22 protein-coding genes are annotated in these 24,122 nt (G+C 69.8%); 9 read left to right on the forward strand and 13 right to left on the reverse strand.

From position 1 onward, the window contains the following. Nucleotides 1-16: 16 nt before the first annotated feature. The 6 genes from FHU35_RS11130 to FHU35_RS11155 all read right to left on the reverse strand — a co-directional run bounded on the left by FHU35_RS11130 (nucleotide 17) and on the right by FHU35_RS11155 (nucleotide 7,085). Nucleotides 17-3,190 (reverse strand): arabinosyltransferase domain-containing protein, encoded by a 3,174-nt coding sequence (locus tag FHU35_RS11130; RefSeq protein ID WP_246110240.1) that lies wholly within the window; start codon nucleotides 3,188-3,190, stop codon nucleotides 17-19. Beyond that, nucleotides 3,187-3,945 carry a TVP38/TMEM64 family protein gene (locus tag FHU35_RS11135; RefSeq protein ID WP_186459376.1) on the reverse strand — a complete coding sequence of 253 codons (759 nt, stop codon included), beginning with the start codon at nucleotides 3,943-3,945 and terminating at the stop codon, nucleotides 3,187-3,189. The genes FHU35_RS11130 and FHU35_RS11135 overlap by 4 nt, the downstream gene beginning before the upstream one ends. Before the next feature lie 43 nt (nucleotides 3,946-3,988). Further along, on the reverse strand, nucleotides 3,989-4,819 hold the full coding sequence (locus FHU35_RS11140) for a YncE family protein (protein WP_145738418.1): 831 nt from the start codon (nucleotides 4,817-4,819) through the stop codon (nucleotides 3,989-3,991). Between the two features lie 312 nt (nucleotides 4,820-5,131). Next, nucleotides 5,132-5,740 (reverse strand): methyltransferase domain-containing protein, encoded by a 609-nt coding sequence (locus FHU35_RS11145; RefSeq protein WP_145738419.1) that lies wholly within the window; start codon nucleotides 5,738-5,740, stop codon nucleotides 5,132-5,134. Continuing rightward, nucleotides 5,737-6,426 carry a TIGR04282 family arsenosugar biosynthesis glycosyltransferase gene (locus FHU35_RS11150; RefSeq protein WP_145738421.1) on the reverse strand — a complete coding sequence of 230 codons (690 nt, stop codon included), beginning with the start codon at nucleotides 6,424-6,426 and terminating at the stop codon, nucleotides 5,737-5,739. The genes FHU35_RS11145 and FHU35_RS11150 overlap by 4 nt, the downstream gene beginning before the upstream one ends. Beyond that, on the reverse strand, nucleotides 6,423-7,085 hold the full coding sequence (locus FHU35_RS11155; RefSeq protein WP_145738422.1) for a glycosyltransferase family 2 protein: 663 nt from the start codon (nucleotides 7,083-7,085) through the stop codon (nucleotides 6,423-6,425). Before FHU35_RS11155 ends, FHU35_RS11150 begins: the two co-directional genes overlap by 4 nt. Before the next feature lie 255 nt (nucleotides 7,086-7,340). Between FHU35_RS11155 and FHU35_RS30310 the strand changes: the two genes are divergently transcribed. Both FHU35_RS30310 and FHU35_RS30315 read left to right on the forward strand, forming a co-directional pair. Next, the gene (locus tag FHU35_RS30310; RefSeq protein WP_342788504.1) at nucleotides 7,341-7,586 is read left to right on the forward strand and encodes an SRPBCC family protein; all 246 of its coding nucleotides are present in this window, start codon (nucleotides 7,341-7,343) and stop codon (nucleotides 7,584-7,586) included. 15 nt (nucleotides 7,587-7,601) lie between these two features. Beyond that, on the forward strand, nucleotides 7,602-7,805 hold the full coding sequence (locus FHU35_RS30315; RefSeq protein ID WP_342788505.1) for an SRPBCC family protein: 204 nt from the start codon (nucleotides 7,602-7,604) through the stop codon (nucleotides 7,803-7,805). Nucleotides 7,806-8,154: 349 nt separating this feature from the next. On the opposite strand, the gene FHU35_RS11165 is transcribed toward FHU35_RS30315, so the two are convergent. The 5 genes from FHU35_RS11165 to FHU35_RS29240 form a co-directional block, all read right to left on the reverse strand. Further along, a complete protein-coding gene (locus FHU35_RS11165; protein ID WP_145738423.1) occupies nucleotides 8,155-9,246 on the reverse strand; it encodes a DUF1015 family protein in 1,092 nt (363 codons plus the stop codon). Next, entirely contained in the window at nucleotides 9,243-10,250 is a 1,008-nt protein-coding gene (locus FHU35_RS11170; protein WP_145738424.1) for an NAD(P)-dependent oxidoreductase, read from the reverse strand. Before FHU35_RS11170 ends, FHU35_RS11165 begins: the two co-directional genes overlap by 4 nt. A gap of 296 nt (nucleotides 10,251-10,546) precedes the next feature. After that, complete coding sequence (locus FHU35_RS11175; RefSeq protein WP_145738425.1) at nucleotides 10,547-11,359, reverse strand: SAM-dependent methyltransferase; 813 nt, start codon at nucleotides 11,357-11,359, stop codon at nucleotides 10,547-10,549. A 199-nt stretch (nucleotides 11,360-11,558) separates the two neighbouring features. After that, complete coding sequence (locus tag FHU35_RS11180; protein ID WP_186459377.1) at nucleotides 11,559-12,482, reverse strand: phospholipase D-like domain-containing protein; 924 nt, start codon at nucleotides 12,480-12,482, stop codon at nucleotides 11,559-11,561. 19 nt (nucleotides 12,483-12,501) lie between these two features. Further along, complete coding sequence (locus FHU35_RS29240) at nucleotides 12,502-12,657, reverse strand: DUF6131 family protein (protein WP_186459378.1); 156 nt, start codon at nucleotides 12,655-12,657, stop codon at nucleotides 12,502-12,504. 187 nt (nucleotides 12,658-12,844) lie between these two features. Here FHU35_RS29240 and FHU35_RS30415 point away from each other — a divergent pair, with 187 nt between their 5' ends. After that, a complete protein-coding gene (locus tag FHU35_RS30415; RefSeq protein ID WP_186459379.1) occupies nucleotides 12,845-13,384 on the forward strand; it encodes a fumarylacetoacetate hydrolase family protein in 540 nt (179 codons plus the stop codon). Nucleotides 13,385-13,431: 47 nt separating this feature from the next. Here FHU35_RS30415 and FHU35_RS11190 read toward each other — a convergent pair whose 3' ends face one another. After that, nucleotides 13,432-15,378, reverse strand: coding sequence for an aconitate hydratase (locus FHU35_RS11190; protein WP_145738428.1), 1,947 nt, complete (start codon nucleotides 15,376-15,378; stop codon nucleotides 13,432-13,434). Nucleotides 15,379-15,842: 464 nt separating this feature from the next. Further along, nucleotides 15,843-17,783: an acetate--CoA ligase gene (acs, locus tag FHU35_RS11195; protein WP_246110241.1), complete on the reverse strand. Its 1,941-nt coding sequence runs from the start codon at nucleotides 17,781-17,783 to the stop codon at nucleotides 15,843-15,845. A 205-nt stretch (nucleotides 17,784-17,988) separates the two neighbouring features. On the opposite strand from acs, the gene FHU35_RS11200 reads away from it, so the two are divergent. The 6 genes from FHU35_RS11200 to FHU35_RS11225 all read left to right on the forward strand — a co-directional run bounded on the left by FHU35_RS11200 (nucleotide 17,989) and on the right by FHU35_RS11225 (nucleotide 24,013). Next, on the forward strand, nucleotides 17,989-19,071 hold the full coding sequence (locus FHU35_RS11200) for a sensor histidine kinase (RefSeq protein ID WP_145738431.1): 1,083 nt from the start codon (nucleotides 17,989-17,991) through the stop codon (nucleotides 19,069-19,071). Beyond that, nucleotides 19,068-19,847, forward strand: a complete 780-nt coding sequence (locus tag FHU35_RS11205; protein ID WP_145738432.1) for a LytR/AlgR family response regulator transcription factor — start codon at nucleotides 19,068-19,070, stop codon at nucleotides 19,845-19,847. The genes FHU35_RS11200 and FHU35_RS11205 overlap by 4 nt, the downstream gene beginning before the upstream one ends. Then, entirely contained in the window at nucleotides 19,844-20,194 is a 351-nt protein-coding gene (locus FHU35_RS11210) for a hypothetical protein (RefSeq protein WP_145738433.1), read from the forward strand. The genes FHU35_RS11205 and FHU35_RS11210 overlap by 4 nt, the downstream gene beginning before the upstream one ends. 3 nt (nucleotides 20,195-20,197) lie before the next feature. Next, entirely contained in the window at nucleotides 20,198-21,871 is a 1,674-nt protein-coding gene (locus FHU35_RS11215; protein ID WP_145738434.1) for a sodium/solute symporter, read from the forward strand. 172 nt (nucleotides 21,872-22,043) lie between these two features. Continuing rightward, complete coding sequence (locus tag FHU35_RS11220) at nucleotides 22,044-22,409, forward strand: DUF485 domain-containing protein (RefSeq protein WP_145738435.1); 366 nt, start codon at nucleotides 22,044-22,046, stop codon at nucleotides 22,407-22,409. Continuing rightward, a complete protein-coding gene (locus tag FHU35_RS11225) occupies nucleotides 22,406-24,013 on the forward strand; it encodes a solute symporter family protein (RefSeq protein ID WP_145738436.1) in 1,608 nt (535 codons plus the stop codon). Before FHU35_RS11220 ends, FHU35_RS11225 begins: the two co-directional genes overlap by 4 nt. The last annotated feature ends 109 nt before the right edge of the window (nucleotides 24,014-24,122 follow it).

The following is a 24,122-nucleotide window of genomic DNA, read 5'->3' on the forward strand; positions in this document are numbered from 1 at the left end:
CAGGCGTGTGAGGTGGCTACGGGTGTTCGGACGTCGGTGCCGGCGGCGCTGAAATCCGCGGCGGTCCCTGCCAGCCCCATCGGGAGGTCCACGTCGATTCGGTGTCGTAGCCGTCGGTCCGCAGCGGGTAGGCCACGGTCTCGACCTGCCCCCACTGCTCGTTGCGGGGTTCGTCCTCGCTGCCGAGGAGCCGGGTGGGGACTTCGCTGCGGGTGCCGAGTTCGTTCACCCCGGTGAAGCTTCCGCCGACCGCCCGTGCGTAGGCGGCCTCGCCGGCGAACTTCAGAGTTTCGGGCGGGTTGAACAACAGCCTCGGTGGTTGGACCAGACCGTCACCAACGGCGGCCAGGTCGCGCACGCACGGCAGCGACCAGGTCATCGACCAGTCCACATAGGTCGGTTCCGGACTGGGCCTCCGCATCAGGAATTGCCGAAGCGGCACCGCCTCCCTGATGCGCGGCCCGGTGACGGCCATCCAGCCCGCCGGGTCGGTGGTGGCGTCGGTGGCTCGAACGCGGACGCGGTCGGCACCGGGAGGAACGGCTCGCGAGTCGAGGTGCAGGGTCCGCCACTCCGGGTTGTCCTGCGGTTGCTGGGTGATGACGTGGTCGGTGGGGTAGGTCGCGCGTTTGTCGGAGTCCTTGTAGGAGTCGTCGATGATCCGTTGGCCGAGCGGGCGAGGTGCGCCGCCGGGCTGGGACCGCGCGAACTCCAGGGCCAGGCTGTTCCCGTCGCCGGTTCGTCCCGAGACCGTCACGGCGAGTTCTCGGTCGGTGAGTGATGCGGGCAGGGTGAACCACCGGCTGGTCATCGATCCGGTGCTGATCGCTCCGCCGGTGAGGCTGCCCCACGACCAGCGCGCCGCACCGGTACCGGGTGGGTCGGGTGGGTCCGAGGCGAAGCCGGCATCAGGGGTGAATCCGCGCAGCTGATCGGTTCCTTCGCCGGGTTGAAGCGTTCCGTTCGGGATTTCAGGTGTGGCGATGAGTTCGTCCATGATTCCGCAGTTCGGGTCGCCCCGGGTCTGCGAGAGGTTCTGGCCGCCGAGCGAATAGCTGTCCTGCTGGCGCATCGGCGCCACGGCGAACGACACCAGCAACATTCCCACCGACGAGACGACGGCCGCGACGGCCAGCACTGCTGGTGCGCGAAGGATCATCCGCGCACCAGCGCCGGGATGGCTGCGGCTTCGCAGCAGCCCCACCACGAGCATCGCAGCGGCGAGCAACGACCAGCAGAGCGGGCTGTTCAACGGGCGCAACGGCTGATGTCCCCACAGCACACCGAACTGCGAGTGCAGGAACCAGTTGTTGGTACTGGAGAACGAGGTCGCGGCGGCGACGACGGCCAGGCCGGTGCCGATCAGGCCGATCACGACCGCGCCGGAATCGTGCTGCCATCGTCGGCACGCGACCACGAGCACGACGATCGAGGACACCAGCGCCGCGGCGCCGATGCCGGCGAACGCGCCGAAGTAGTGCGTCCACTTCGACGGGGTCAACCACAACAGCGCGATGCTGATGGCCGTGCAGGCGGGTGCGACGTGGATCAGCCGCATTCCGGGCAGGCGCCGGGCTCCGCGAGCGACCAGCAGCGCGGTGCAGACCAGCAGGGTCAGCATGAGCAGGACGGGAACACGGCGGGCGATCGACCCTTCGAGGTCGAAGCCGAGGAGGTGGTCGTACCGCTGCACTTCCTGGAACCAGGGCACGTTCGGACCGTAGAACTGGTGCAGTTCGGTGGCTCTGGCCGCCCCGAACCAGGACTGGTCGGCGAACATCGCGATGAGGCCGACCGCTGCCGCCGATCCCAGCAAGGCCAGCTGTGGGATCGTCGACCACACCGGTCGAGCCGGGTCGCGTTCCCGCAGCCGGCGCAGAATTCGCGGTGCGAGGACGAGGAACGGGACGAAGCTGGTGAACCCGACGGGGCTGGCCGCGGTCGCCAATCCCGCTGCCAGCGCGCCCAGACCGAGCAGGGCGTGTCCGTCGGCCCGGGTCGCTCCGCGGACAGCGCAAGCCAGGGCGACTGTGCCGCCGAGGGCGGTGAGCGCTTCCGGCCGGGTTCCCATCCCGAACGGCAGCCACCAGGCCAGGAAGCTCAGCGCCAGCAGGGCGCGGATACCGACCGCGCGGCTCATCCGGGGCAGCAGCACCGGCGCCGCTCCCCGGCTGAGCACGAGCCAGGTCAGCAGGCCGGCCAGCACGCTGGGGATCCGCAAGACCATCGGATCGCCGCTGATGGCGACGAACGGTTCGAGCACGTGGTGGGCCAGGGCGAACGGGTCCTCGGAGGTGTTCTCCCACCGGTAGTAGTTGCTGGCGACCCCGGTCAGCTGGCTTTGACGGGCGATCACGCTGGCGAAGCCGTCGTCCGGTGTCGCGGGCCCCAGCACGGTCCAGAAGCCCAGCACGCCGACCACGCCGACATCGACCGCGCGAGGCGGCCATCCGCCCCGAAGGCGTGACATGGCCCGTCGGACCAGGCGGCGGCCCGGTGCTCTCCTTCGGTGTTGCCGGTCGGCCGAGACCAGCAACGCCAATGCTGCGGTGGCCAGCGCGAGTTGGATGACGATGAGCACGACCTTGGGCGCACTCGGCGTGTTGCTGAACCAGTCGCTGGTCGTAGCGCGCACCGTCAGGGCGCTCGCCTCCTGCGGTGGGAGGTCGGTCGCCAGCGCGTCGACCTCTTCGACGTGCGCCTGCGGCTCCGTGCGCACCTGATCGCCTGCTCGCACGGTCGTTCCGCTCGCATCGGCGTCGAGCACCACCGAGCACTCGCCGTCCGGGACTGGAGCGGACAAGATCTCCCGCCCGCCGACCAGGACGAGAATTCGATCGTCTGCGGTGGTCACCGCGAAACCCTCGGTGGGGCGTCCGGGAGCGGTGCTGCTGACCAGGGTTGTCGGCTCGGCTCGTTGCTGGCCCGAGCGCACCGCGGAGCAGGGGAGGTCCAGGTGCACCTGCGCGGGGGCGTACGGCACGAACAAGGCCATCGTGGACTCGGCCGGGCGTCCGTTCGGCGGCCAGCTCACGGTCGTGCTCTTCGCGAGTACCGGCATGAACGGAACCAGCAACGCCGCGATGATCCCCAGACTCCCGACCAGCAGGGCCGCCCAGCGCCAACTCGTCCGCTGCGGGTGTTCCCGCTGGTCGACGAGCGTGGCGGAGTCGCCGTCGGTGGACTTCACCGGGCCTTGTCCTCCCCGTGGCCGTTGTCGTCGGGCACCGTGCGCTCGACGTCCTTCGACGACCTGGTTCGGCGCCCCCGGGCGAGCACGGCGCCGCCGGCGAGGAGAACGGCCAGCGCGGAGACGACGAGGATCGACACCGGCGACTGCAGCGACGTGGCTCGGTCTCCCAATGTGACCAGCACGACCGTCACCGGCATGATGCCGATGCCGGTGCCGATGACGTACTGGTGCAAGCGGACCGGAGTGATGGCGAAGGCGTAGTTGACCAAACCCAGCGGGACGACCGGCACCAGGCGCGTCACCGCGACCGCCCAGGTGCCGTGCCGCTGGAGGAATCCGCGCCGCGCACCAGCAGCCGGGTCCACGGCCGCTGCGGTACGGCCACCGCCGAGCAGGAACGCTGCGGTGGATCCGAGCATCGCACCGCACCACACGACCGCGATCCCGATCGGTATCCCGAACAGGGTTCCGGCGAAGGCGGACAGCACCGTCATCGGCAACAACGACACCGTGGCCGTTGCGTACACCAGCACGAACAGCAGCGGCGCCCACGAGCCGAAATCGGCGACCCAGGACTGCGCGGTCGCCAGCGTCGGCACGCCGTTGCGGAGGACCCCGATCCCGACCGCACCGACGACGAGCAGCAACGTCCCCAAGCGCGTCCAGGCGGACCACATCGGCCGAAACCGGCTCGTAGGGGCCGGGTTCCGATCGGCGGAGGCGGTGCCGCCGGTCGGTGATCGCTGATTCATCCGAACTCCTCGTCCGTCGTTCAACGGACTGCCCCTCGGGGGATCACGATGGGCCGAAAGCCGATTCGGGTATCTGCTGAACCTGGGCATCCGTTCGCCCCACGACGTAGGCGGTGCCGGTGCGCGGGTCCGAGGCGACGTCGTCGGGCTGGCGTACGGTGGCCAGCGTCTTGGGATCGCGCAAGGAACCGTCCGGGCCGGTTCGCCAACGCACCACCTGGTTCGTGTTCGACAGCGCGGTGTAGAGCAGTCCCCGACCGGGATCGGAGCTGAGCCCGTAGGCCCTACCGGGAACTGTATTCCGGCTGATCTGCCGCGGCATCCCGGTGACCTGGTAGGTCAACACGGCATTGCCGCGCGTGTCCGCCACCGCGACCCGACCCGCTCCGATGGGTCGGACGTGACTGGGCCCCGCACCGGCGGGCAGTTCCGCGATCTCGGCCATCGTGGTTGGCTCGATGATGTGCAGGGTGTTCTTCCGCACGTCCACGACGACGAGCCTGTCGCCGCTGATCGTGAGGCCGCCGGGTTGAGCGAACCCCGGGATCTCGCGGGACATCTTCCCGTCCTGCACGACCCCGACGCTGCCACCGCCCTCGTTGGACACGAAGAGGCTCCGGCCGAACGACGCGGCGTCGTGCGGCTGACGACCCACCTGGACCTGCTCGGTGATCGTGCCCTGCGGCAGAGCGACCCGGATGAGCATGTCGGTGTTCTCGGCCGACAGGAGCAGTTCTCCGGGACGGGACGACGAGAGGTGCCGCGCAGCTCCCGGCGTCGCAACCGTGCGCACCTCCCCGGAATCAGGGTCGACCAACGCCACACCGTCCGGTTGCCGCAACGCCACGGCCAGAATGCCGGTAGCCGGATCCACGACGGCGCCTTCCGGAGAACCACCTGGAAGTGGCAGGATTCGCCCAGGAGGCAGCCCCGAGACCGGTCGTGCTTCTTCGGGTTCGGCCGGTGGAGGAAGGGGCCCGCCGGGTGTGGTGTGCGGCGGAGTGGCCGGTGGTTCGGGCGGTGGTGGAGCGCTGGGCCCGCCGCACCCCGGAAGCACGGTCATCACCAGGGCCACTCCACCGAGGCGCATGCCCCAGGTCGTGGTCGTTCGGTACGTTCGCTGCATGATCTCCCCTCGCACTGGTCCTGCGGTCCGTCACAGGTCCGGAAGGCCCGGTGCGGTCGCCTAGATCCGGATCAGTTCGGCGAACCACCGATCGTCGCGGTGGGCCGTCCACCCGGTTCGAAAGCCGGCGGTTTCGGCGATCCCGTCGACCGCATCCATCCCCACGTGCGCCCAGCGGAACCAGCTGCCGCCGCGGATGCTCCCGCGTCTGCACCGCACGCCGATGCCCGGTGGTTGGAGTTCGACGACCGCGCTGCCGCCGTGTGCCAGCAGCTGGTGGATCCGGCCGAACAGGCTCACCGGGTCGCCACCGATACCCACGTTGCCGTCGGCCAGCAGCACGTGACGCCAGCTCCCTTCGCCCGGAATTCGCTCGAACACGCTGCGGCGCATGACAAAACCCCCGCGTTCCGCGGTCATCCGCGCCGCCACCCCGGAGGTATCGATGCCGATCGCAGCAGTTCCCCGGACGGTCAGCGCCCGAGTCATGCGTCCAGGACCACAACCGACATCCAGCGTGGGCCCGAGGCACCGGTCGAGCATGAGGACATCGGCGGCATCCGGTTCGCCGTTCCAGCGCCGCACCGGCAATTGCTCGCGTTCACCGCTGTCCAGGAGCAGGCAACATTCGTCGGCGAGCAACGCAGGATCGAACGCACTCGCGTTCACGGTCGGCCGCCGATGTTCATCGCCACCTGCTGGACCGCTGTGGCGAAGCGAGATTCCGGTACCGACTTCGCGACCTGCTGGGCGTCCACCATGGTGTCCACGTCGGAGAGCTCGGCGAGCAGCTCGACGCGAAGCCCGGCCGCGCGCAATGCTCGCAATGTCCGGTCACCCGTGTCCGGCCGTGACATCGGAGCGCTCCGCAGTGCCTCGGCGAAACGAGGTTCGCGCAGGCCCAGTGCCCACCACCCACCGTCGCTGGCCGGGCCGAGCACGGCATCCGGTCCCGCGGCGCGGTGCAACGGCTCGGCGCCCGCAGCGAGGAGTTCGGGAGTCACCTGCGGGGTGTCCATCCCGATCTGAAACACCGGGCTCTCCGGGAACGCGCGCCCGGCATCCGCGTGCGCCGCTGCCAGGCGGTCACCGAAAGCGGCGCCACGCTGTGCGAGCACGGTCGCTCCGGCGAGGGCCGCGGCGATGTCGCCCGCCCGTTGAGCAGCCGCGATCTCGCCCGTCCAAGCCACGATGGGCTCGGCGCGCATCGTCTTGATCGCGTCCAAGGTGTCCAACAGGCTGGCCGCGGCGATCTCGGCGGCCTGATCGGCGGTGGCGGGCGGCGTCAGCCTCGTCTTGGCCTTCCCGGGCACCGGAGCCTTCGCCACGACCAGCACGACGGTCCGCGAGGTCATCGCAGCACCCCCAGCATGTCGCGCACCGCGCGGGCGGTCCCCAGCGCAGAACCGGTTACCTTCGACTGCGTTCCGGCCGATCTCTCGTGGTAGGTGACCGGGAATTCCCGTATCCGCCACCCCGCACGTCCAGCTCGCGCCAGAACCTCCAACGGGTAGCCGAATCCGCGGTCGGTGACCTGCAGTCCGAGGATGTCGGCACGCCACCCCACCCGCACCGGCCCCAGGTCCCGCACCTGCACACCTCGGTGGCGCAGAACCGCGGCCAGCACCGCGTTGCCCGCCCGTGCGTGCCACGGAAACGCGTTGCGCTGCACGGGCACCCGCCTGCCCACCGCGAGATCAGCGCTGCCTTCCCGCACGGGTTCGACCAAGGCGGGCAACTCGGCGAGATCGATCGAACCATCGCAGTCGGCAACGCACACGATCTCCGCGGTCGCCTGCAGCAAACCGGTGTGCACCGCAGCTCCGTAGCCGCGCTGCGGCTCGTGCACCACGGTGGCGCCCGACCGCGCGGCGACCGCGGCGGAGCCGTCCGAGGAGCCGTTGTCCACGACCACAGCGCGGTACCCGGCATCACGGGGCAATCCCGCCAACACCCCCGGCAGCGCTGCGGCTTCGTCGAGACAGGGAAGGACCACATCGACTGCGGGTTTCATCCGCACCCCCCCGCCCGATCCGATGCGGATTCGGCCCCGGACGTCACCCGCTCGTGGAATTGGCATCGCCATCACCCCGGAATCGCTGATCGTTCTGCCGTCTGGGAACGGTGGACCAGCGGGTTGACGCACCGGTCCACCGTTGTAGCGGGTTCGGAGCTGTTTGGCGCGTGGATTGGTCGCCGTTCGCGGAAACCTCGCTGGCCTCGTGTCGCGGCTTCCTACTCGCCGGTAGATAGCGGTAGCGTGTGGCGTGTGGGAGTTGTTGAAGGAAGCAGCCATCGTGAAGCAGAACGCGCGGTATCCCGCAGCGTCGACGTGTCGGCCAAGCCGCACGAAGTGTTCGATCTCCTGGCCGATCCACATCAGCACAGCACCTTCGACGGTTCCGGCAGCGTTCGCGGCCGCCTGTCGGGGCCCGATCGATTGGCGTTGGGTTCTCGTTTCGGCATGCGCATGCGCATCGGTGTCGCCTACACGATCCGCAACACCGTCGTATAGTACGAGCCCGATCGGGTGATCGCATGGCGCCACTTCTCCGGACACCGATGGCGTTACCGCCTCGAACCTCTGGACGAGGACCGCACGCGCGTCACCGAGACCTTCGACTGGTCCACCGCGCGCACCCCACGACTGCTCGAATGGATGCGAGCCCCGCAGAAGAACGCCCGTGCGATCGAACGCACGCTCGAACGGCTCAAGAGCATCGTCGATGCCTGAGCGCCACGGTCTGCAGCGGTCACGGCCGAACCCGGCCCCGGGCCAGCGGGTGCCGGAATCAGGGGACGGAGCCGCGTTGACCGTTCGACGGACTGATCAGCATGAACGCACCGAACCCGTGGCGACCGACCGAAGGATCGATCACCACGGCTGCGCGGGGTGAGGTCCTAGGGACGAGTCCGGAACCAGCCTCCGGTTCAGATTCCCGAAATCGCTTGAGACAAGCGGGTGTTGTCGTGCTGCCTGCTCCATCGTGGGTCTGCTCTCGATTGAGCAGACGGGCATGCCGTGCGAGGTGTGGGAAAGGGTCGACGCGGATGGTGCGCGGGTTTCCGATGTCCGGCGCGGGTCATGCCGGGTCGGTCAGGTCGCGCAAGAACAGTCCGGGGGCGGGTTTCGGCGCGAACCACGTCGATTTCGGTGGCATCACGAGGCCCGCGTCCGAGACCGCCATGATCTGCCCCATGCTGGGCGGGTGGGCGACCAGCAGCACCGCCTCGTCGGCGGGGTGTCGACAGCTTTCGGGCGGGCCGGTGCCGCACGAGGCCTGCGTGATCCCGAGCGCGGGCAGGACTTCCTCGTCGAGCGTGACGATGTCCAGCGACGCGCGCACGTGCCCGTCCGCATCGCGAGGTCGGAGCTTCAGCCGGTGGCGCTCCCCGGCGAAGCGAACCACCACGACACCCGGCTCCGGGGCCGCGGCGGAGTGCTCCTCCCACCTCTCCGCCACCGCGAGGGATCTCAGCTTCTCCAGCGTCCTGGCGGCGGAGTCGCGCGGGACGGGGAGGCAGCGGTGGAAGCCGAAGACCCGCATCTCGTCGGCGGGGAACAGCGCGGCGAGCGTGAACGCGGCAGGGTGGTCCGGGCCGAGGTGGTGGCGTCGCGTGGCGTAGCGCTCGGCCGCGGCCATCCGGTGGTGGCCGTCGGCGATGTAGAGCGCGTCGACCCCGCGCAGGCCCAGCTCGGCGGCCCGCGCGAGCTCGGGGTCCCTCCGGAACCACGCGGTGTGCCGCGTGCCGTCCCCGGCGGTGAGGTCGACGTCGGGCTCGGTCGAGGTGAGGCTCTCGGTCACCGACCGCAGGGCTCGGTCCGGGGAGTGGGCGAGCGTCACGGGCGTCCGCTCGATCCCGGACGCCTCGGTGGATTCCTCCAGGAGCCGTTCGCGTTCGGGCTGCGTGGCCTCGTGCTGCCGGATCCGACCGGCCCGGTAGTCCTCGATCGAGACCTCCACGACGACTCCGGTCTGCTGGTGACGCCCGTTCGCGATGCGGTACACGACCACGGCCGGACCGGGCATGCGCTGGTACCGGCTGGAGCCGAGCGATTCGCGGAGCCGCGCTGCGCCGACCGGGTTCTCGCCCCATCGGCGGTCCAAGCCGAGGTTGCGCGGCAGCCGTGCGGTGAGGCCTGCCCCCGTGGCCTCGGTGGGTGGCGTGCTCATGTCCGGTCGCTCGTCGGCAGGGACGAGGCGAACTCCCGTGGGGTCCGGGGGTTCACGCAGTGCAAGACGGTCCCCGCGGCGAACTCCTCGATCACGTGCACGGCCTCGGCGGCAACGGCCTCCTGTGCCTGCTCGGTCGAGGCTCCGATGTGGTGGGTGCCGCAGACGTTCGGGTGCGCGGCGAGCCGGGATCGGAAGGTTCCGGTGCCTGCGGTGGGTTCGTCGGCGAAGACATCGATCCCAGCCCGCACTCCCTTGGTCTCCATCGCCTCGATCAGAGCGTCCTCGTCGATCAGGTCGCCGCGCGCGGTGTTGAGGATGATCGTGCCGGGCCGCATCTGAGCCAGCAGTTCCCGGTCGATGAGCCGCGTGGTGGTGTCGGTGGCGGGCACGTGCAGCGACAGCACGTCGCAGGTGCGGGCGAGTTCGGGGAGGTCGTCGACGAAGGTGATTCCGATGGCCTGGGCGCGGTCCAGCGTCGCGTCATCGCGGCCGGGCTTGGTCACGGCGTGCACCCGCGTTCCGAAGGCGGCGGCTCGTTCGGCGAAGGCGAGGCCGACCTGGCCGAGCCCGACGACGCCGACGTCGCGACCGAAGAGCCCGCGCGCTCGCGAGTAGCGCTTCTTGTCCCAGCTGCCCGCGCGGAGATCGGCCACGTTGTCCGCGACGTTGCGGTCGATGGCCAGCAGCAGCGCGCAGGCCAGCTCGGCTACCGCGATCGCGTTGCGTCCGGGCACGTTGCAGACGTGGATCCCCAGGCGGGAGGCGGCGTCGTGGTCGATGGTGTTGGTTCCGGAACCCGCTCTGAGCACCAGCCGCAGCGCGTCCGCGGATTCCAGCGCCTGAGCGGTGACGCGCGTGCTGCGCACGACCAGCACCTCGTACCCGGCGAGCTCCGCGGGCAGCTGGTCGGCGGTCGTGTCCGGCTCGTAGTCGCAGTCGTGGGCTGCGACGAGCCGATGCCGGTATTCCTCGGGGAAGGCGTCGGCGACCAGGATCCTCATCGGGCCCTCCAGCGTCTTGCGGGATACCGGCGCCCGTTGGAGGAACGAGTGCCGGACGTGCCTCCTGGAACGATCAGCGCACTGCGGGCGCGACAGGGATCGGTGTTGTTGCTCATCGCGCACCGTGGTGCTGATGGCGCAATGGTGCGGCTGCTGTTCCGGGCGCGTCAACACCTCGTTCGGGGCACTCGGATTCCGGAGCACGATGTCGATGTCCGGGAGGACGCTTCGACCGGTCGGCGTCCGATCATCGTCTGGTGCGGGAGCACGTTCTCGCTCGCTCCGCGCAGCCGCGGTCAGTGGATGCGGGCGACGGCGCCGTATCCGAGGGTGCTGGCGACGTCGGTGAACTCCGACAGGTCGTCGCAGTGCCACTCGGGCAGGGTGACCAGCCCTGGTTCGACCAGCGTCGTGCCCTCGAACCAGGGCACGAGCTCGGCGTGATCGCGGGGATACACGGGCTCGCCGGCGTCGGCGTAGGCGGCGCGAAGACGTTGGATCTCGTCGCGCAGCGCGGGGGCGGCGTGTTCGTCGGTCAGCGTGCTCACGGCGACGAGACTTCCTGCCGCGAGGTGCTCCCGGTAGCCGCGGATCAGCTCGATCGGTTCCGGGTCCGGCAGGTAGAGCAGCACTCCGACCACCAGCAACGCCATCGGCTGGCTGAAGTCGAGCAGCCGCTGGGTTTCGGGGTGGCCGAGGACGAGTTCCCGATCGCGCATGTCGGTCTGGATGATGGTGGCGTTCGGGTGCTCGCCGAGCAGGCTGCGGCTGTGGTGGTAGGCGACCGGTTCGCTGTCGACGTAGACCACGCGTGCGTCGATGCCGGCCGCGTCGGCGATCTGGTGCGTGTTGCCCACTGTGGGGATGCCCGAGCCGAGGTCGAGGAACTGCCGGATGCCCTGGTCGAGGCTGTACTGCACGACCCGCCGCAGGAAGTTCCGGTTGAGCCTGGCCACGTTGGGGACGCTGGGCGCGATGGCCTTGACCTGCTCGGCGAAATCCCGGTCCGCGGCGAAGTTGCTGTTCCCGCCGAGGAAGTAGTCGTAGGCGCGGGCCGCACTGGGCTGACTGGTGTCCGTGGGCATGTCACGACGCTCGGAGGACGACATGTCCGCAGCCTAGCGGCCGACGGGGTCAGGATCACCTTCTCGAGGTTGTTCGCCCACGCGTTTCGCGGCTGCCGGTGCGCGAACCCGGTTCGATGGTGCTCGGGACGGGCATCCCGCGATGAGTCCGCGCATCTGGTGCCGGGGAGTGCTCGGACTCCGGTGAGGAGACGTCTCAATGAGAGGCGCGGTCTCGCAGGCCCTATAGAAGCTCTCTATCGAAGCCCTTCAAAATCCATCTAGCCGAACCTCTCTCGACGCTTCGCTCTCCCTTCGGGGCGAACGAATAGGGCGGGTGCTTGGTCGGGTACGTGCGCAACAGCTGGACGGAGTGCGGGCCGCATCGTGGTGGCGGCGGTAACCGTTCGGGAAGCTCGCCGGGCAGGCTGCGAGACCGCAGCCGGATTCGGTTGAATCCTCGGCGGGAGTTCGCGGCGTCCCCCCACCGTTCGCGGAAGCAGTGCTCGACGTCGTCGACCGCGGGCCCGTGCAGCTGCAGGTGCGCGTCGTGCCAGGCCGGTCGCCGGCCGTAGGTGCCTGCGTCGATGGAGCGCTGCACGTGCTCGTCGCCGTGGTGCGCGTGATCGTCCAGGCGGCTCGGGCAGGGGTCGATCCCGCCGACGAACGCGACGTCGGCTTCCGGTCGCTGCGGCCGGCGGATCACGAGGAACTTCTGGTGGTGGCAGCCAGCGGGACGAACCCGCTGGTCGAGCACCACGTTCCCGCCCGCTGCCCGCAGCGATGAGGCGAACTCCCTGTTGATGGAAACCAGCCCGCCATCGACGTTCAGGTACGGCCACCACAGCAGCGCGTGCACCGATGCTCCGCTGCGCAGGACGCGGGCGAACAGCTCTCTCATCGAGGTACCCGGGCCGTCGAGCCGCTTGTCCTGATCGACGAGCCACGCAGACAAGAAGACCTGATCGCCTGCGCGGACGTCGGCCAGTTCCGCCGCCAGCAGCGGGAAGTACTCCGCGCCGTCGATCAAGGGCCGCGCGAGGTTGCCCTCGGACCACGAATGCGTCGCCGGGGCGAACCCGTCGAGCATCGTCGACGGGTTTCCGCGCTCGGACGGTGTCAGGAACCACTTGGCCGCGTCTCGCCAGGTCACTCCGGTCAACCGCATCCCAGCCCTCTCTCGCCCCTCAGAACCAGTGGGAGCGACCGCCGATCGCGTGGCCGGTCTTGCCTGCGATGACGAACACCGCGCCCACCACCACGGCGGCGATGCCGAGGATCCAGATGACCTGAACTCCGGTCAGGAAGCCGACGATGAGGAGCACGATTCCAAGCGTGATCATGGGTTTTCGTCCTTTCCTTGTCATGTGATCTCGTGATCCAGATCTACCCGGGCCGATCACTTTCTAAGCATTCCGATTCGAAAATCCCGCTGATTCGACCGTGCCCTGCGGGAACGGGCGTCAACGAGGACGGGCGGGGTCGGATGGAGGGCGTGCTCGTGGCCAATCGCGGCGAGAGGTTGCGGCCGTGGTCGGCCGCGCCGGCCGGGACCTCACCGTGGCGGAGCCCGCCGAGCACATCGCGGGTTTGGTGGTGTTCAACGAACTTGCGCATGATGGACGACGAGGCCCGCACGGCCGCGCGTTCTTCTTCGGTGGACTGCCGCCGCGATCTGCGGACCGGACGACCACGTTCTGCTTCCGGCCGAGTCCTCGCAGGTCGACGACGTCAGCGCGCAACCTCCCATTTCCCGCTGAGCACAGGCCGTTGGGCGGTGACTGGATCCGGGCGAGGAACCGGCCCACCTTCCTGCCGACCGGGCCGTTCCTCGTCCCGACCGAGCTGCTGGGGACTACCGGGAACTGGAGATCACCCTCGATCTCAACGGGGAGCGCAAGCAGTCCGACGTCGCGGCGAACCTGCTCTTCGACGTCGAAGCGCTCGGTGCGCAGCGCAACACTTGCGTCCCGGAGTCCCGATGAGCCGGCCGGGCGCAGGAGGTCTCCGACGGGGTCCACGCCTTCGTGCAGCCCGACGGCAGCTGGACGACGAGGTTCTGTGCGGTAGGGCGTCTTGCGCGCTTCGCTTCGTGTTGCTGCTGGGCGAGAAGCGGTTCAGTCGTTGCTGGCGCGGGATGCCAGCAGCGGGATCACGCCACCTGCGATCACCGCCTCGACCTGTCGGGGGGACAGGCGGTGCCGCACCCGGAAGGTCCGGTCGCGGGTGGTGTTGCGGACGTCGAGCTCGTCGGCCGTCGACAGGCGGTTGCGCAAGTCGTCGATGAGGAGGGCGTCGTCGACCGCGATGTCGTCGTAGTCGTCGGGATCGGTGAACTCCAGCGGCACGATGCCGAAGTTGGCGAGGTTCTGCCAGTGGATTCGTGCGAACGACTTCGCGATCACGACCTGCAGGCCGAGGAAGCGAGGCGTGATCGCGGCGTGCTCCCGCGAGGAGCCCTGGCCGTAGTTGTGCCCGCCGACCACGATGTGGCCGTCGGGATGGGAGCGGGTGCGGGTCGGGTAGTCGGTGTCGATGCGCGTGAAGGTGTGCTCAGCCAGCGCGGGGATGTTGGAGCGCAGCGGCAGCGCGCGGGCGCCCGCCGGGGAGATCTCGTCGGTCGAGACGTGGTCACCGGCCTTGAGTAGGACCGGTGCCTCGACCCTGGCGGGCAGCGGTGGGAAGTCCGGCAGAGCGGATATGTTGGGGCCTTTGACGAGTTCCACCGCGCGTGCCTGCTCCTCCGGAAGGGGGCGCACGAGCATGGCGGTGTTGACCGATGCGTGGTCCGGGAGCGCGAGTTCGGGGTAGTCCTGGTCCGCATCGCGCGGGTCGGTGATCATGCCGGTGAGCGCTGAGGCCGCTGCGGTTTCCGGGGAGCACAGCCACACCGAATCCTCGCGCGTGCCGGACCGGCCGGGGAAGTTGCGCGGAAAGGTGCGCAGGGAGTTGCTCCCCACGGCAGGTGCCTGTCCCATGCCGATGCACCCCATGCAGCCCGACTGGTGGATCCGCGCACCCGCCGCGATCAGCTCGAACGTCGCACCCATGCGGGTCAGGTCTTCGAGGATCTCCCGCGAGGTGGGGTTGATGTCGAAGCTGACCGCGTGATGGGTCTGGCGGCCGCGGACCATCGCCGCAGCGATGGCGAAATCGCGGAGCCCCGGGTTGGCCGAGGAGCCGATGACGACCTGGCTGACCTCGGTCCCGGCGACTTCCCGCACCGGTACGACGTTGTCCGGGGCGGAGGGTCGCGCGATCAGCGGTTCCAGCGCCGACAGATCGATGTGGTCCTCGACGTCGTACGACGCGTCGGTATCGGCAGCCAGCTCCAGGAAGTCGTCCTCGCGGCCCTCGGCGCGCAGGAATTCGCGGACCGCGGAATCGGCGGGGAACACCGTGGTGGTCGCGCCCAGCTCGGCGCCCATGTTGGCGATGACGTGCCGGTCCATCGCCGTGAGCCCGGCCAACCCGGGCCCGTGGTACTCGATGATGCGGTTGACACCACCGGAAACTCCGTGGCGGCGCAGCATCTCCAGCACCACGTCCTTGGCGGAGACCCAGTGCGGGAGTTCGCCGGTCAGCTGCACGCCCCAGATCTCGGGCATCCGCACGCGCAGGGGCTGGCCTGCGATCGCCAACGCCACTTCCAGGCCTCCGACACCGATGGCGAGCATCCCCAGCGAGCCCGCCGCGCAGGTGTGCGAGTCGGATCCGACCATGGTCTTGCCGGGCACGCCGAAGCGCTGCATGTGGGTGGGGTGTGAGACGCCGTTGCCGGGCTTGGAGAACCACAGGCCGTAGCGCCGGCTGGCCGACCGGAGGAACTCGTGGTCTTCGGCGTTCTTCTCGTCGGTCTGCAGCAGGTTGTGGTCCACGTATTGCACGCTGATCTCGGTCCTGGCGCGGGAGAGTCCGAGCGCCTCCAGTTCCTGCATGACCAGCGTGCCGGTGGCGTCCTGGGTGAGGGTCTGGTCGATGGTGAGGGAGATCTCGGCGCCGGCCGAGAGATCGCCGTCGACCAAGTGCGAGGCGATGAGCTTGTGGGCGAGGTTGCGGGCCACCGATATCTCCTTCCCGCGGGGTTCGTCCACCCGACCTTCTGCTCCCGGTTCCTGCAGCGTTCCTCGTGCCGAGCCGATGATCGACGTGGTTGTTCCTGGGGTGCCAACCCTGCCACGGGCATCCACGTGGTGCTCGCAGGTTTGCCCGCAGGTCGTCACCACCGACGTCTGTCGATCCGGCCGACCTGGCTTCGGTCGAGTAGGAGCGATTTGAGGTTCGAGCGAGGTGCTGCAGGTCTTGTGCTGCGGGAGACGTGTGTCCAGCCGGGTTCGCCATGTCCTGCGACTCCCAGGTGTCCTTCCGCAAGGGCTACCCGAGCTTCGCCGAGCCGAATCCGCTGGGCCAGGAATCGGAATCCTGCGGGTCGTCGCGCCGCACGGCCTCGACACCGCCGCCGAGGCTCACGGCGGTGGCTTCGTGGGTGGCCGGGAGAGCTCCTCCCGGCCACCCACTCGTGGCGGGGTCACGCGCCGGTGTGGAGGCCCTGGGAGATCAGGTCCATCACCGAGGAGTCGGCCAGGGTGGTGACGTCGCCGACTTCGCGGTTCTCGGCGACGTCGCGCAGCAGGCGGCGCATGATCTTGCCGGAGCGGGTTTTGGGGAGCTCGGGTACGACCATGATCTGGCGTGGTTTGGCGATGGGGCCGATCTCCTTGGAGACGTGGTCGCGGAGTTCGGCCAGGGCGGTTTCGCCGCCGGCTTCGTCGGCGACGCCGCCGCGCAGGATCACGAAGGCCACGATGCCCTGGCCGGTGGTCGGGTCGCTGGCGCCGACGACGGCGGCTTCGGCCACGTTGGGGTGCGAGACCAGCGCGGATTCGACCTCGGTGGTGGAGATGCGGTGGCCGGAGACGTTCATGACGTCGTCGACGCGGCCCAGCAGCCACATGTCGCCGTCGGCGTCGTACTTGGCGCCGTCACCGGCGAAGTAGAAACCCAGGTCGGCGAACTTGGACCAGTAGGTGTCCTTGTAGCGCTCGTCGTCGCCCCAGATGCCGCGCAGCATCGCCGGCCAGGGCTTGTCCAGGACCAGCAGCCCGCCGCCACCGGGGCCGACGTCGGTGCCGTTCTCGTCGACGACCTTGGCCGAGATGCCGGGCAGCGGTGTTTGCGCCGAGCCGGGTTTGGCGGCGGTGGCGCCGGGCAGCGGCGAGATCATGATCGCGCCGGTCTCGGTCTGCCACCAGGTGTCCACGATCGGGGTGCGGTCGGAGCCGATGTTCTTGCGGTACCAGATCCAGGCCTCGGGGTTGATCGGTTCACCGACCGAGCCCAGCACCCGCAGCGACGAGAGGTCGTATTTCGCGGGGATCTCCGCGCCCCACTTCATGAAGGTGCGGATCGTGGTCGGCGCGGTGTAGTAGATCGTGACGCCGTACTTCTGGACGATCTCCCAGTGGCGGCCCTCGTGCGGCGCGTTCGGGGTGCCTTCGTAGATGACCTGGGTGGCGCCGTTGGCCAGCGGGCCGTAGACGATGTAGGTGTGCCCGGTGACCCAGCCGATGTCGGCGGTGCACCAGTAGACGTCGGTGTCGGGTTTGAGGTCGAAGACGGTGTGGTGGGTGTAGGCGGCCTGGGTGAGGTAGCCGCCGGAGGTGTGCAGGATGCCCTTGGGTTTCCCGGTGGTGCCCGAGGTGTAGAGGATGAACAGCGGGTGCTCGCTGTCGAAGGCCTGCGGGGTGTGGGTGTCGGGCTGGCGGTCGACGACGTCGTGCCACCACTTGTCGTGCGCGTCGTTCCACTGCACGTCGATGCCGGTGCGCTGGACGACCAGCACGTGCTGGATGCTCGGGGCCTCGGCGATGGCCTCGTCGACGCCTGCCTTCAGGGGCATGGCCTTGCCGCGCCGGTACTGACCGTCGGCGGTGATGACGACCTTGGCCTCGGCGTCGTTGATCCGCGAGCGCAGCGCTTCGGCGGAGAAGCCGCCGAACACGACGCTGTGCATCGCGCCGAGACGCGCGCAGGCCAGCATCGAGAACACGGCCTCGGGCAGCATCGGCAGGTAGATCGCGACCCGGTCACCCGCGCCGACACCGAGTTCGGCCAGGGCGTTGGCGGTGCGGGACACCTCGCGCTGCAGCTCCGCGTAGGTGATGGCGCGGCTGTCGCCCGGCTCGCCTTCCCAGTGGATGGCCACGCGGTCACCGTTGCCGGCCTCGACGTGCCGGTCCGCGCAGTTGTAGGCGACGTTGAGCGTGCCGTCGACGAACCACTTGGCGTAGGGCGCGTCGGACCAGTCCAGGACCTGGCCCCACTTCTGATCCCAGTGCAACCGCGACGCCTGCTCGGCCCAGAACGCCTCGCGGTCCGCATCGGCCTGGCCGTACAGCGCCGACGTGGCGTTGGCCTGCGCCGCGAACTCCTCGGACGGTGCGAATCGATCGTGGGCTGCGTTGCTCACGGACACTCCTTCGTGCTCGGTGCGCGGTACTGGGCACGCAACGTAAGCAACTCCCGTGATCTGTGGCACCACCTGCGCGACCGATCGCCGTGCTGACGCGTCCGAACGTCCCTGCACCGCGACGAGCGGCGGATGAGCGGTCTCGCTCACGTCAGCCGAACGGATTAGCATCCCAGCATCCATCAATGGCGATTTGGGGTTCTCGATGCCGGCACCGACCCACCGCACGCCGTCGGGCGCGTGGTCGTTGCGGCGCTCGGACTCCGAATCGGTGCTGCGCACCGCGCGACGCCTGGCCGTGAACCTGCGCGCCGGTCCCGCCGGACCCGGGGTGCCCAGCGCGCTGCGCGACCTCCGCAGGCTCCTGGACGTGAACGCGGTCGGGATCAGCGATCTGTCGGGGTCGCTGCAGTGGTCCGGCCGGTCCAAGGCCGAACCGGACGCGGTGACCTCGGTGGCCGACGTGCTGCACACCGAAACCCGCAGCGGCCGCCCACCGCTGGTGGCGATGCCGCTGCTGGTCCAGGACGAGCTCGCCGGGGTGCTGGTCATCGACGGGGAGGTCCGGACGTCCGCGGTGCGTGAAGCCACCGCCTGGGTCGAGGACGCGCTGGAGCACGGCAGGCTGGAGCACTCGGCGGAGCTGGCCGCGCAGTCCGAGCTGCGCGCGCTGCGGGCCGAGATCTCCCCGCACTTCATGTACAACGCCATGACCGTGATCGGCTCGCTCGTGCGCTCGGACCCCGAGCGCTCCCACGAGCTGATGCTCGATTTCGCCGAGTTCATCCGCTACGGGCTGGCCCGGCACCGCGACTACACCACCGTCTCCGACGAGTTCCACGCGATCGAGACCTACCTCGCTCTGCAGCGCGCGGTGCTGGGGGAGCGGCTGCGGGTGCAGATCCGCGTCGCGCCCGAGGTGCTGGCCGTGGCGATCCCGTACCTGGTGCTGCAGCCGCTGGTCGAGAACGCCGTGCGGCACGGCATGGAACCCCGGTTCACCCCGGGCACCCAACGGGTCGGCACCGTGCAGGTGCGCGGCGAAGCCGAGGGCAACGACCTGGTCATCAGCGTCGAGGACGACGGGGCCGGGATGGACCCCGCCCACGCCGAGGCGATCCTCGCCGGGCACGGGCCTGCCGACTCGGTGGGACTGGCCAACGTCGACCGGCGGCTGCGCAGCGTTTACGGCGCCTGGTACGGGCTGGTCGTGGAAACCGCCGAGGGAGCGGGCACCCGAGTGGTCGTCCGCGTCCCGCGATTCCATCCGGGAGTGGTGCCGAGTTGAGCGAAGGACTGCGCGCGCTGGCCGTGGACGACCTCCCGCCCGCGCTCGACGAGCTGTGCAGGCTGCTGCGGGAGGCGCCCGAGGTCGCCGAGGTCGTGGCGGCCTCGGACTCGCTGAGCGCGCTGCGCACGTTGCAGAGCGACCGGTTCGACGTGGTGTTCCTGGACATCTCCATGCCCGGGCTGGACGGCATGGAGCTGGCATCGCTGCTGGCGAAGATGAGCGAGCCGCCGGTGATCGTGTTCGTCACCGCGTACGAGCAGCACGCCGTGCAGGCCTACGACATCGGAGCCGTGGACTACCTGCTCAAACCCGTGCGCGCGGAACGGCTCTCGGCGGCGTTGGACCGCGTGGCCCGGCTGTTGACCACTGAGGACGTCGTGGAACCCGTTCCGGCGCAGCCGGACGCGATGGTCGCGCTCCCGGTGGAGACGGCGGGCCGGACCCGCTACGTGCGGCGCAGCGAGGTGCTGTTCGCCGAGGCGCACGGCGACTACGTGCGGCTGAACACCCGCAGCGGCGTGCACGTGGTGCGCATGCCCCTGTCGCGGCTCGAGGAGTACTGGGAGGGAGCCGGTTTCGTGCGGGTGCACCGCAGCTTCCTGCTGTCGCTGGGGGCGGTGCGGGAGTTGCGCAGCGATTCCGCCGGAGCGCTCAACGCCCACACCGACGCCGGGGACGTCCCGGTCAGCCGCAGGCACGCCCGGGACCTGCGGGAGCGGTTGCTGGACAACGCCCGTCAGGCCGAGGCGGCCCAGCCGCGGGGGCGCGGATGAGCGGTGGCCCGAAGCGGGTGGCGGTGACCAGCCCGCAAACCCGGGTGGCGCACGCTCGCCGCGTGATGCGGCGGCGTTGGCGAGCGCCGCGCCTGGAACCGGGTGAGGCCGTGCGGGCGAGGTCCCTGCACCGGGCGCAGCGCAGGCTCGGCGCGGTGACTCTTCTCCTGCTGTTCGCGCTGGTCTTCGGGTTGCCCTTGGTGTTCGCGGCGGCTCCGGTGCTCGACGAGGTGCGGGTCCTCGGCGTCCCGGTCTCCTGGGCGTTGCTGGTGCTGCTGCCGTTCCCGGCGATGGCCGCGCTGGCGCGCTGGCAGCTGCGCGCGGCCGAGCGCGTCGAGGAGCGCTGAGTCGTGTTCGCCCTGCTGGCCGTCGCGGTCGTCGTGCTCCTCACGCTGCTGATCGGGCTGCGCGGGGTGGCGGCCATGCGCACCACCTCGGACTTCCTGGTCGCCTCCCGGCAGGTGTCGCCGCTGGTCAACGCGGCGGCCGTTTCGGGGGAGTACCTCTCGGCGGCGTCCTTCCTCGGCGTGGCCGGGCTGATGCTGTCCCACGGCGCGGGCGCGCTGTGGTACCCGGTGGGGTTCACCGCCGGGTACGTCGCGATGCTGGTGCTCGTCGCGGCACCGATGCGCCGGTCCGGGGCGCTCACGGTGCCCGACTTCGCCGAGGCCCGCTTCGCCTCACCGGAGCTGCGGCGGCTGGCGGCGGTGGTGGTGCTGATCATCGGCGGGCTGTACCTGGTCCCGCAGTTCCGCACCGCGGGCCTCGTGCTCAGCGTCGTCAGCGGGACGCCGTACTGGGTGGGCGTGGTGATCGCCGGGACCGCCGTGTCGGTCACGCTGGCACTCGGCGGCATGCGAGCGGCGACCTACGTGCAGGCGTTCCAGTTCTGCCTGAAGCTGCTGCTGTTCGTGATCCCCGCGGTGTGGCTGGTGCTTCAGGTGGGCCCGGCGGTGCGGCACGAGGCGCTGAATCCGGTGCAGTTCACCCACTTCGCCGAGGACACCCCGGTGACCTTCCGCGTCGCCGTCGACCTCGACATCACCGAGCCGGTGACCGCGCGCGACGCCGAGGGACGACCGGTGCCGCTGCAGCCGGGCGCTCACGAGATCGAGGCGGGCCGGACGCTGACGTTCCCGGCCGGCGCGGCGGTCCCCGCGATCGACGGCATGGACGTGCCGGGCGGTCCGGACTGGCGGCGCCCGCTGCTGGACCTGGAGAACGCGGGCCACCCGCTGCTGGGGACCTGGGCGGTGCTGATGGCCACCATGTTCGGCACGATGGGATTGCCGCACGTCATCGTGCGGTTCCACACCAGCCGCGACGGGCGCGCGGCGCGGCGGGCCGCCGCCATCACGGTGCTGCTGCTGGGCAGCTTCTACCTGTTCCCGGGCATCTACGGTGCGCTCGGCCGGGTGCTCGTGCCGCAGCTGTACCTCTCCGGCGTCACCGACTCGGTGGTGGTCGGACTGCCCGCGCAGGTCGACACCGGCTGGGTCGGCACGGTGTTCACCTCGCTGCTCACGGGCGGGGCGTTCGCGGCGTTCCTCGCGACGTCGCTGGGCCTGCTGCTGGTGGTGTCCGGCGCGATCTCCCACGACCTCACCCCGGGCGGTCTCGGCCAGCTCCGCTGGACCGTGCTGGGCGCGGCGGCCGTGGTCGTCCTGCTCGCGCTGCAGGCCGCCCACCTGTCCGCCGGCGTGCTCGTGACCTGGGGATTCACCGTCGCCGCCGCCACGTTCTGCCCGCTGCTGGTGCTGGGGATCTGGTGGCCTCGGCTGACCCGGACCGGAGCGCTGTGGGGCGTGCTCGTCGGGTTGACCGCCACGTCCGGAGCCATCGGCGCGACCCTGTTCGGTCCGCCGGTCGACGGCGCGCCCGCGATCCTGCTCGCCCAGCCCGCGCCGTGGGCTGTGCCGCTGTCCTTCGCCACCATGATCGCGATCTCGCTGCGCGGGAAGCCCCCGACGTGGGCGGAGACCGCCATGCTGCGCCTGCACCTGGACGAACCGTCGCGCTCCTGAGCGCGTTGTCGACGCGCAGGTAACGGGCCGGAGAAGGGCGCGACCGCTCGTCCTGGTCGGCGGGCCGCTCGTCGACCGTTCGTCTCGTGCGCCGGTCATCGGTCCCGGACGGCTCCCGCTGCGGCTCGCGGCTTCCTTAGCGTGGCGCTCCTCACACGTTAGGGAGGCATCCGTGAGCACCACCGAATCGGCCCATCCGCCGCCCAGCGAAGATGTGTGGCACGAGGCCCACGCCAGCGAGGACTTCGCCACGCTGCGCCGCAGGCTGCGGTCGTTCGTCTTCCCGGTCTCCGTGCTGTTCCTGGTCTGGTACCTGGTCTACGTGCTGCTGGCCGACTACGCGCACGAGTTCATGTCGATCAAGCTCGTCGGCAACATCAACGTCGGGCTCGTGCTGGGCCTGCTGCAGTTCGTGTCGACCTTCGCCATCACCGCGCTCTACGTGCGCTACGCCAACCGGAACCTGGACCCGGTAGCGGAGCGCATCCGCGCCAAGGTCGAAGACGCGCCCCGGAACCCCGAGAAGGAGCTGGGATGAACCACCTCGCGCAGGGGTTGCAAGGGAGCAACCCGCTGCTCAACATCGGCATCTTCGCGGCCTTCGTCGTGGTGACGCTCGTGGTCGTGCTGCGCGCCAGCAGGAACACGAGCACCGCGGCCGACTACTACGCGGGCGGGCGCGCGTTCACCGGCCCGCAAAACGGCATCGCGATCGCCGGTGACTACCTGTCGGCGGCGTCGTTCCTCGGCATCGTCGGTGCGATCGCGCTCTACGGGTACGACGGATTCCTGTACTCGATCGGCTTCCTGGTCGCCTGGCTGGTGGCGTTGCTGCTGGTGGCAGAACTGCTGCGCAACACCGGCAAGTACACGATGGGCGACGTGCTGGCCTTCCGCATGCGCCAGCGCCCGGTGCGCGCCGCCGCGGCGACCTCGACGTTGATGGTCAGCTTCTTCTACCTGCTGGCTCAGATGGCCGGAGCGGGCGTGCTCGTCTCGCTGCTGCTCGGCGTGTCCAGCGGCAGCGGGCAGGCGCTGGTGATCGCGATCGTCGGCGTCATCATGATCGTCTACGTGCTGGTCGGCGGCATGAAGGGCACCACCTGGGTGCAGATCATCAAGGCGGTGCTGCTGATCAGCGGCGCGGCCGTGATGACGGTGTGGACGCTGGGCCTCTACGGCTTCGACTTCTCCGGGCTGCTGCAGGCGGCGGTGGACCGGGCGTCCTCCGGGGAGAAGCTGCTCAACCCCGGCGCCAAGTACGGCAAGTCCGAGACCAGCAAGCTGGACTTCCTGTCCCTGGGCATCGCCCTGGTTCTCGGTACCGCCGGTCTGCCGCACGTGCTGATGCGCTTCTACACGGTGCCGACCGCCAAGGAGGCCCGTCGCTCGGTGGTCTGGGCGATCTGGCTGATCGGTCTGTTCTACCTGTTCTCCCTGGTGCTGGGCTACGGCGCAGCGGCCATCGTGGGACCGGAGACGATCAAGAACGCGCCCGGTTCGTCGAACTCCGCAGCACCGCTGCTCGCCCAGGCGCTGGGCGGACCGCTGCTGCTCGGGTTCATCGCCGCCGTGGCCTTCGCGACGATCCTGGCCGTGGTGGCGGGGCTGACGATCACCGCGTCGGCGTCGTTCGCCCACGACATCTACGCCAACGTGATCAAGCGGGGGAAGGTCGAGGACAAGGACGCCGAGGTCCGCGTCGCGCGGATCACCGCGGTGGTCATCGGCGCGGTCGCCATCGTCGGCGGCATCCTGGCCCGCAACCAGAACGTCGCGTTCCTGGTCGCTCTGGCCTTCGCCGTGGCCGCCTCGGCGAACCTGCCGACGATCCTCTACTCGCTGTTCTGGAAGCGGTTCAACACCTCCGGCGCGTTGTGGAGCATCTACGGCGGTCTGATCACCACGGTGGTGCTGATCGTGTTCTCCCCGGCGGTGTCGGGCAGCGAGGAAGCGATGCTGCCGAGCGTGGACTTCCACTGGTTCCCGTTGCAGAACCCGGGTCTGGTCTCGATCCCGGCGGCGTTCTTCTTCGGGTGGTTGGGCACGATCCTGTCCAAGGAACACCTGGAGGACGAGTACGCCGAGATGGAGGTTCGTTCCCTGACGGGAGCGGGCGCGGAGAAGGCCTCCGCGCACTGACCTCTCGCGGTGCACGGCGAGCCCGGGGCGCCCCCTCGCGCCCCGGGCTCGCAGGCGTGCGAAGCGCGGCGTCGCGATGAGCCTGTCGATGCCGCCAGCGCGGCGAGCC

Origin of the sequence: Saccharopolyspora dendranthemae, assembly GCF_007829955.1 — a bacterium.
Taxonomy (GTDB): Bacteria; Actinomycetota; Actinomycetes; order Mycobacteriales; family Pseudonocardiaceae; genus Saccharopolyspora; species Saccharopolyspora dendranthemae.